Here is an 8184-nt window from a genome sequence, read left to right on the forward strand (position 1 = left end):
GCGGGCCGGCGGCCGGGGTGGCGGCGGCGAAGCGCTCCGCCGCGTCCTTCACCTCGACGTGGCGGGGGCCGTTCCAAGCTGCCGCCTCATCGACGAGGTCCTGCGCAACCGGGGACAACCCGTGCCTGTCGGCTAGGCCTGCCAGCGCTTCGTAGGGCGTCAAGCCCGTATCGGCGACGGGCGCGTGCATGGCGGCGGCCATCGCGTTGAGCCGGTCGCGCGCCGCGGCGAAGCGCGCGGTCTCGGCCTGTGTGTCGGGCTTGGCGGCGCGCAGGCTCAAGGTGCGGTCGAGCTCCTCGGCCAGCTGGCGCTTGTTGGCGGTGCGGCTGTGGAGCTGCAGGCAGACCTGTCCAATGCCGGCCTTCTCGAGGCGCTCATGCACGACTTCGAGCGCGACCATCTTCTCGGCCACGAAGAGCACGGTGCGACCGTCGTGGACCGCGGCGGCGATGACGTTGGCGATGGTCTGCGACTTGCCTGTGCCGGGCGGCCCCTGCACGACGAGGTCGCGGCCGGCCCTGACCGTCTCGATGACGAGAGTCTGAGAGGAATCGGCGTCGACGACCTGGACGAGGTCGGCCGGCTGGAAGAGCGCGTCGAGCCGCGCGTCCTCGCCGTAGAGAGGCTCCTCCTCGCGGAAGCCGTCGACGAGCAGGCCCTGCAGGAGCTCGTTATCCAGCATCTCGCCTTCGGGCCAAGCCGCCGGGTCGAGGTCGCGGATCATCAAGAGCTTGGAGAACGAATAGAATCCGAGTTCGAGGCCCGCCGCGTCGACGCCCCAGGCGGCCTTCGTGGCGACGGCGGTGCGAACCGCGGCGAAGTAGTCGGCCGGGTGCCACTCCTCCCCTTCCGGCACGTCCGGCAGCGTGATGCCGAAGTCGGAGCGCAGACGCTCCTGCAGCGCCTGGTTTGTCAGGATTTCCTCGTCCCGCGCCCGGAGGTCGAAGGTCGATCGGACCTTGTCGCGCACCAGGGTGACCGGCAGCAAAAGCAGCGGCGCCTCGCGTACGACCTCGGACTTGCCGTCCTCGAACCAACGTAGGAAGCCGTAGGCTAGGAACAGGATGTTAATCCCCTGCTCCTCTTCCGCCGTCTTCGCGTCGCGGTACAGCGACATGAGCTTCTTCTGGAGGGTCTCGGCGTCGAGGCCTGCGTAGAGCCAACCGGGGTTGGTGCGGCGCGCGGCCGGCACCTCGTCGAGTCGCACGAGGGCGTTCTGGCGTGGCGGCGCACCCTCCTCGCGCGGCACGAAGCGCATCAGACGGTGACCGCGGTAGGCGGTCCGAAAGAGGGCGTCGCGGTCGTCGACGTCGAGGGCGATGGAGCGCGAGCGCTTGGCGCCCCGCGGGGTGTGGACGAGCCGGTTGCGGGTGCCGGTCTCGACGAGACGCATCCTGGCGTCGCGCAGGAGGCGCGACAGCGGCGTGTCGGGCACCTTCGCGGCAGCCGACGGATCGCCCGAGGTCGTCGTCTGGCCGTCCGTCTGCACGCGGTCGCTCCCGATTGTTGTTAAGGTTCAGCTTAGGGTCGCTTGGGCGGCGGGGGCAATCTGCGAGGCGGCGGAGCGGAAAATCAGGTGACGCGGTCCACAGATCGATCCTGAACGAGGTCGGGGGCCGACTCGACGCCAATCGCCGCCAGCCAGATGCGTTCGAGCCAGTCGAGGAAGCGCTTGTCCACGACTGGCTCGCCCGTCTCGATGCTGTTCCAAAGGCGGGCGGCGCCTTCGTAGCCGCCGCTTATGCGCGGGAACCCGAGCCGGCGGCCGAGCCTCGTCGGGACGAGTTCGTGAGTAACGCTGACGAGTCGAAAACCGCGGATGCGGCGTGCCACCGCAGGCGGCCTGGAATAGATCGACTTCGGGGCGAGCCAGTGCACGAACGTCTGGAAGAGCGTCAGGCGACCTGTGCCGCGTGCGGAAGACATGGATTCGGTGCGGTCCATGCACCGTTATCGCCGGCTAGGCTGGCTCAGCGCAAGATCGGGTCGAACTACGACGGAAGTCATGCCGTCGAAAAAGGCCCGGCCGCGCAGCACGCGGCAGGCCGTGGCTTTCGTTTCGGTCTTTGAAGTTCCCATCGTCGCTTTGCATGGTTCGAACGGCGGCGCTACCGATTGCCGATCCCGCACCGAAGGGCGGCCCGCCGTTCGCCGCGACCGGCATCTCGTCGGTCCAAGAACGCCATGCGCGTCGTCAGAACGTCGGTTCTGTTCCTCTGCCTGCTTGGCGTCGCCCACGCCGCGGCGTTTCCGTGCGGCGACGAGGTCGCGGCCTGGACAAGAAGCTGAACGCCAACGGGGCGCCTAGCAATGGCGCCCCGCCCCCTCGGACCAGGCCAACGCCCGGACCGTCAAACACCGCGAAGTCATCGAGAACGCCAAGGGTCCGACCAGCGCGGCGACGTCAAGGGATGCGAGACGACGCTCGACAAGGCGATGCGAGAAACGGGCTCTGCGCAGCAGTGACCGGTGCGCGGCGGCATCGATCCCAGCTGGCATGCGGCGTCCGGCTGGACCTTGGTCCCGCTCGCCGTAACCTTCTTGTCGCATCCGCGATTCCGTTGCCGCGCAACCGGTGCCGTCGGCGCCCAAGGTCATCTCGCTGACGACAAAACCCTCGCGGCGGCTTCAACCGTATGGTCGTCAGCGTCACGCGGTGCGCGCCGGCGACGGTGATGCGCGACGATCGCCGACGTCATGGTCGACACCGGCTCGACGGGCCCCAGGATCGAAGCCTCGGCGAATGCCTGCGCTTCGTGCACACGGCAGCCTGAAGATCGTGGCGGGCCGCCTCGCTCGCGGATCCGCCGCCGCTATGGAAGTACTCCTTGGTCCCCGACAGGTGATCCGCGAACGCGTCGATCGCCTCCATCACGCATAGCCTGACTGGTAGTCGAGCCCGATCGGATGCAAAGTACGTCTCCCAGGACGAACCGTCGCCAAGGAGCAAGACCCATGCGATCGCCGCGTTCCAAAGACCATCCGCACCGGCGCGAAGTGATCGCGCATGCTGTTGCCTCCTGTGCGCTCCTCTCCACGCATCCTGCCTGGGCCCAAGCCGTGACGAACCTCGGCCTGCCCAGCGGACCGAACGAACGCGAGCTTACGAGAGCTTTCGCGGAAAAAGGGGAGATGATCCTGCAACGGACGCGGCCCCCGCTTCTCGAGACGCCTTTCGCCGTATACGACCGGGGGATATTCACGCCCAGCGATCGATTCTTCGTACGCTGGCATCTCGCGGCAATTCCGGAAACCGTCGACGTCGCGACCTACCGCTTAAGCGTTACCGGTCATGTGGAAAGGGATCTCTCCCTGTCGCTTGAGGACGTCCTGAGCCTGCCGCGGTTCGACATCGCGGCGGTAAATCAGTGTTCGGGCAACTCCCGGGGCTACGTAGCGCCACGCGTTCCCGGCGCCCAGTGGGGCCATGGGGCGATGGGCAACGCGAAATGGACTGGCGTTCGTCTGCGCGACGTTCTCGACAGGGCCGGTATCAAAAGCGGCGCCGTCCAGGTTCAGTTTAAGGGGCTGGACGAAGGCGTGGTGCCGGAAACGCCGGTCTTCCGCAAGTCGCTGGACATCGACCATGCCCGCGACGGCGAGGTCATGATCGCCTATCAAATGAACGGCGAACAGCTCCCGATGCTAAACGGCTTCCCTCTCCGTCTCGTAGTGCCAGGCTGGTACTCGACCTACTGGGTCAAGATGCTGGATACTATAACGGTCCTCGACAAGGCAGACGAAAACTACTGGATGAAGACGGCATATCGCATCCCTGACACCCCGCGCGCCAACGTCAAGCCAGGCGAAAAGGGCTTCAAGACTGTCCCCATCAACAGGATGGTTCCGCGCTCCTTCTTCACGAACCTGGCGGAAGGCGCGAGCATGCCGCATGGCAAGCCGAGCATGGTGCGAGGCATCGCCTTCGGCGGCGACTGCGGCGTAGAATCCGTTGAGTTGTCCACCGACGGCGGCACGACATGGTTGCAGACGACGTTGGGGACGGATGAAGGGAAGTACAGCTTCCGAAGCTGGCAGACCTCGCTCACGCCTACGGCGGTCGGGCGGCAGGTGCTGATGGTACGCGCCAGGAACGCAGCGGGCGTGACGCAGCCTGACAAGCCGACCTGGAACGGTGGCGGATTCATGTTGAATGCCATCGAGGCGACCACGATCGTCGTGGCATAGCGGCGTGTGGAAGGATCGCAGATCGTTCAAGGCAGCCGCTGGGGCAGCATTGCTTTTCTTGACGGGAATGAACCCCGCCTACGCGTCCGAGGTCACTAAAAGTGGGGTGACCCTTAAGGCCGTGACCGCGACCTACCCAGTCAGCGATCGAGCGTTCGTCGGGCCGGGATCTGACGCGATCAACGCAAACTGCGTCACGTGCCATTCCATCGGAATGGTGCTCCTGCAGCCGCCCTTGTCGAAGCAGGCTTGGGCGGACGAGGTCACGAAGATGCGAAAGGCCTATGGGGCACCTGTCGCAGAGGCCGACGTCCCCGCGATCGTAGACTACCTGGCAGCGCTGAAGCCCGGTCGATAGGATCGATGAACTCGGTGAATTCGTCGAGACCCGTACCGGCGACCCTGCTGCAGGCTGGCGCCGCGCGGTTCTGGGTTGCCGTCGTCCTAACCGGCGTCGGAACCGGCATCGGCGCGGCGCTCCTCACGTTGCTGCTGCAGGCCGTGCAACATCTCATGTGGCCGAGCGCCGGGACGTCGCTTCTCGACGCCGCGCAGCATGCGGGCGCATCGCGGCACGTATTGATACTAATCGGGGCCGGGCTGCTCACCGGCGCGGGGCAGCTCGTGCTCGTACGGCTTTCAAGCGGCAACGGCATCGACATCTCCGCGGCGATCTGGTTCGAGGCGGGGCGCCTGCCGCCGCTGCGAACAATCGGCAGCGCCGTCCTATCCGTCGTCATCGTCGGCATGGGCGCGTCGTTGGGGCGCGAAGGGGCGCCTAAGCAGGCGGGCGCCGTGATCGCCAACGCGCTGTCGGACCGCGGCTGCCTATCGGACGAGCAGCGCCAGCTCCTGGTGGCATGCGGCGCAGGTGCCGGCATGGCGGCAGCCTATGGCGTGCCGCTTGGCGGCGCGCTTTTCGCCCTGGAAGTGCTGCGAGGCGTCCTCGCCCTGCGTCTCGTCCTTCCGGCGCTCTTCACCTCGCTCATCGCGACCGCCGTATCGTGGCTGGCCCTGCCAGATGCCCCGACCTACCTCATTCCGGATTACGCGAGCTCGACCTCGATCGTCGTCTGGGCGCTGATTGCCGGTCCTGTCGCAGGTGCCGTGTCGGTAGGATACGTCCGCATCATCGCTTGGGCAGACCGCAACAAACCGAAAGGCTGGAAGCGGCTCGTTGCTCCGACGCTTGCTCTCGGACTCGTGGGGGGCGCCTCGATCTGGTTCCCGCAGATCCTCGGCAACGGCAAGGACGTCTCGCAGCTCGCCTTCACGGGTCAGACCGCGCCTTGGCTGATGCTCGTTCTGTTGGCGCTCAAGCCGCTCGCGACCGTATTGTGTCTCGGCAGCGGGGCGCCTGGTGGACTTTTCACCCCGTCGCTGACCCTCGGGGCGCTGCTCGGCGGCGTCCTCGGCTCCGCATGGACTCTGATCTGGCCCGGCGAGCCTGCCGGCCTCTTCGCGGTGATCGGCGCGGGGGCCGTCTTGGCGGCGACGACCTAGGGGCCGATCTCAACGGTCGTCCTGATGATGGAACTGACCGGACGGGATCGTTCGTTCATCGTCCCGCTCCTGCTCGCCGTGGCGACCGCCACACTGGTCTCGCGAACCATCGAGCCCCGATCGATCTACGATGCGCGCCTCACCGACGAACAGGTGCTCGCCCGCATCAGGTCGCGGGACCCGGAGGCTCGCATCCCCCAGCCCCGCTGACAACACGCGCCACGAGGACGGTTGTCCCGTGGCGCACTATGTAAGACGTCGTGATCAGAATCAGAATTGGAACCGAAAGCCGACCGTGGGGTCTATCGTATTCGTCGCGGTGCCTGTCGGATTGGTAGCCGTCGGCGCGTAGCCATTCGCAAACCCGCCATGAACGATGCCGTACATCGCGCCCGCATACACATCGAACCGCTTGGAGAAGCGGTAGTCGATCAGAACCGACCCCGCATCCTGGGTGCCCGAGCAGTTGGCTGCGACGAACCTCGATGAACAGCCGGCGGTGGCCCCGGTCGCGTAGCTGTTCTGCGTGTAGTGGTAGTATGCGCCGATCAGATCGATGTTGTCGCGGAACGCATACTTCACGCCGCCCCAGAAAATGTCGACGATCCTATTCTTCGTGAAGTTGGCGTTTGCCGTACTGAAAAGCTGATAGCCTTCGGCAGGCGAACCGGCGGCTAGCGGATTCTCCGGATTCTCGAATCGGATGTTCTCGTAGCCGGCAAAGAACTTGAACTTGTCGATCTTATAGCTGGCGACGGCCATGACGGCGTAGTTGTCCGAGACCGTTCCCGCGAGCTCGTTGAAGTTGGTGGGCGTGACCGCTCCCACGCCTAGGCTCGCGGTCGTGACTGAGTCCTTGACGACACTGTAGATCACGTCCGCCGAGAAGCCCTGATACTCGCCACCCAACTGGGCGGCATAGGCGTTGCGGTTGGTGTTGCCGAACTCATCGAACTTGTACATGCCGGCGGCACGGAAGGGTCCGAAATTCACGCGGTACTTGAGCGAGTCGCCCTGGCGGGCATCCTCGGTGTTGCCGCCGCCAGGCGTCATACCTGCGAAGCCGATCAGGGAGAAGGCGTTGGAGGCGCTCATCGGATCATACGCGATCACGGCGTCGAGCGTCAGGGCGTTCTGCCGACCGAACGTGATCGTTCCGAAGGTGGGTGAAACGAATCCGCCATAGGCCTGCGCGTTGTCGATCTGGCCGTTACGGCTGGAGTCGCCGCCCGACGTGCGAAGCGGCAACGCGACACCATTGTTCAAGACCTGAGCCTTGTTCCCGTTGGAAAGCTGCGCCGACGTAGGCACAAACGTCGTCTGCAGATTGAAGACGAACGAAAGGCCGGGGACGATCTCCTCAACGCCCTTAACGCCGAAGTTCGAGTAGCTCAGGGCGTTCGGCATAAAGCCGACCTGAGTATGCGCGTTGGCGGCGTTGGGCGTGTAGTTGCGGCCCGGACCGTACACGCTGCTCAGCGGCGCGCCATGGCTCTGATAGCCGAGGCCGAGATCGATGCCGCCGTAAACGGTCACACCGTGATAGGTCAGCGTCCCGTCCTTAGCCGGCAGGCCGATGCTGTCCATGGCGCGCGCGATCGGGACGAGCGGGGCTGCTAGATCGACAGGGGGCGCGTAGGGAGCTTGGGCCTGATAGGTTCCTGCATAGGCCGGCGCAATCGGCGTCCTGCGGCGCACCGCGATCTTCTTGGCGACGACGTGATGCTTCGCTGCAGCCTTTGGTGGAGTGACAGTGTTCGCATCACCGGCCTGCGCAGTACCGGCCATCGACGCAACAATCGCCGCTATTGGAAACATAAACTTGTGCATAGCCCCCCCGGGTCTCAATACGCTGGAGCTTATGCCCTAGCAATATTTCACTTCCTAGAATGAGGCGGCCGTATTCGCTAGTCGTAAGAATGGCTATCATTCAAATTGTGACGACCCTGTGGCTATTATGCCGCCATTTTCGCGATCGTTCGAAAATTGGATTGGTATACCTTTTTATGATGAGCCATCATACGGACGATCGGAAATGCTGCGAAGTCATGCGCCGCGTTAACATCATAGCTATATAGCGGATATAATTATATTTTCTCGGGAGCGAGACAATCTATGGTCTCTTGACTACCCAGGAGGACTTCGGACCTCACGACTACTGCCTAAGATATTTTTAACCCACTCCTATCAGCGCGGAGCGGGTTCCGCCGTCGAAGCCTGGAGGCCGTCTGAAGCCGTAGCCTCAGACGGCCCTGCCACGGGGGGACTTTGGGGGTCAAAACCGTAGCTATTAATAGCTCACACAAAAACCAATACCTGACAAGCTTTACTTCATAAAGTTTTCTTTAGACTTCGTGTTCAAACCCAAGACCGACGTGCTTGCTATGAGGCTCGCCAACGACACTACGACTAAAGATATAGGCTCGAATGTTGCTGGGTAACCCCGCACGTAAAAGATCCCGAAACGGGCCATGAATTGCATCAGGCCCGCAT

Annotated in this window: 6 protein-coding genes; 3 read left to right on the forward strand and 3 right to left on the reverse strand. The window is 64.2% G+C overall.

What is annotated here, in order from left to right; genetic code table 11:
• A partial coding sequence (locus tag GSQ79_RS22075) for a DUF4011 domain-containing protein (RefSeq protein ID WP_158810934.1) occupies positions 1 to 1489 on the reverse strand: 1489 nt, incomplete at its 3' end.
• Between the two features lie 83 nt (positions 1490 to 1572).
• Positions 1573 to 1926: a hypothetical protein gene (locus GSQ79_RS22080; RefSeq protein WP_158810935.1), complete on the reverse strand. Its 354-nt coding sequence runs from the start codon at positions 1924 to 1926 to the stop codon at positions 1573 to 1575.
• 1029 nt (positions 1927 to 2955) lie between these two features.
• On the opposite strand from GSQ79_RS22080, the gene GSQ79_RS22085 reads away from it, so the two are divergent.
• From GSQ79_RS22085 to GSQ79_RS22095, 3 genes are all read left to right on the forward strand, one after another.
• On the forward strand, positions 2956 to 4188 hold the full coding sequence (locus tag GSQ79_RS22085) for a molybdopterin-dependent oxidoreductase (RefSeq protein ID WP_158810936.1): 1233 nt from the start codon (positions 2956 to 2958) through the stop codon (positions 4186 to 4188).
• A gap of 363 nt (positions 4189 to 4551) precedes the next feature.
• Entirely contained in the window at positions 4552 to 5691 is a 1140-nt protein-coding gene (locus tag GSQ79_RS22090) for a chloride channel protein (protein ID WP_158810937.1), read from the forward strand.
• Positions 5692 to 5715: 24 nt separating this feature from the next.
• A complete protein-coding gene (locus GSQ79_RS22095) occupies positions 5716 to 5901 on the forward strand; it encodes a hypothetical protein (protein WP_158810938.1) in 186 nt (61 codons plus the stop codon).
• Between the two features lie 60 nt (positions 5902 to 5961).
• Here the strand turns inward: GSQ79_RS22095 and GSQ79_RS22100 are convergent, their stop codons facing one another.
• Positions 5962 to 7479: a porin gene (locus GSQ79_RS22100; protein ID WP_158810939.1), complete on the reverse strand. Its 1518-nt coding sequence runs from the start codon at positions 7477 to 7479 to the stop codon at positions 5962 to 5964.
• Positions 7480 to 8184: the final 705 nt, after the last annotated feature.

The sequence above is a fragment of the Beijerinckia sp. L45 genome (genome assembly GCF_009765775.1).
Lineage (GTDB): Bacteria > Pseudomonadota > Alphaproteobacteria > Rhizobiales > Beijerinckiaceae > RH-AL1.

Excerpts from the sequence above, each read along its gene's own strand:
- GSQ79_RS22090 (WP_158810937.1), top strand. The coding sequence starts at position 4,552 with ATGAACTCGGTGAATTCGTCGAGACCCGTACCGGCGACCCTGCTGCAG.
- GSQ79_RS22085 (WP_158810936.1), top strand. The coding sequence starts at position 2,956 with ATGCGATCGCCGCGTTCCAAAGACCATCCGCACCGGCGCGAAGTGATC.
- GSQ79_RS22080 (WP_158810935.1), bottom strand. The coding sequence starts at position 1,926 with ATGTCTTCCGCACGCGGCACAGGTCGCCTGACGCTCTTCCAGACGTTC.
- GSQ79_RS22100 (WP_158810939.1), bottom strand. The coding sequence starts at position 7,479 with ATGGCCGGTACTGCGCAGGCCGGTGATGCGAACACTGTCACTCCACCA.
- GSQ79_RS22095 (WP_158810938.1), top strand. The coding sequence starts at position 5,716 with ATGATGGAACTGACCGGACGGGATCGTTCGTTCATCGTCCCGCTCCTG.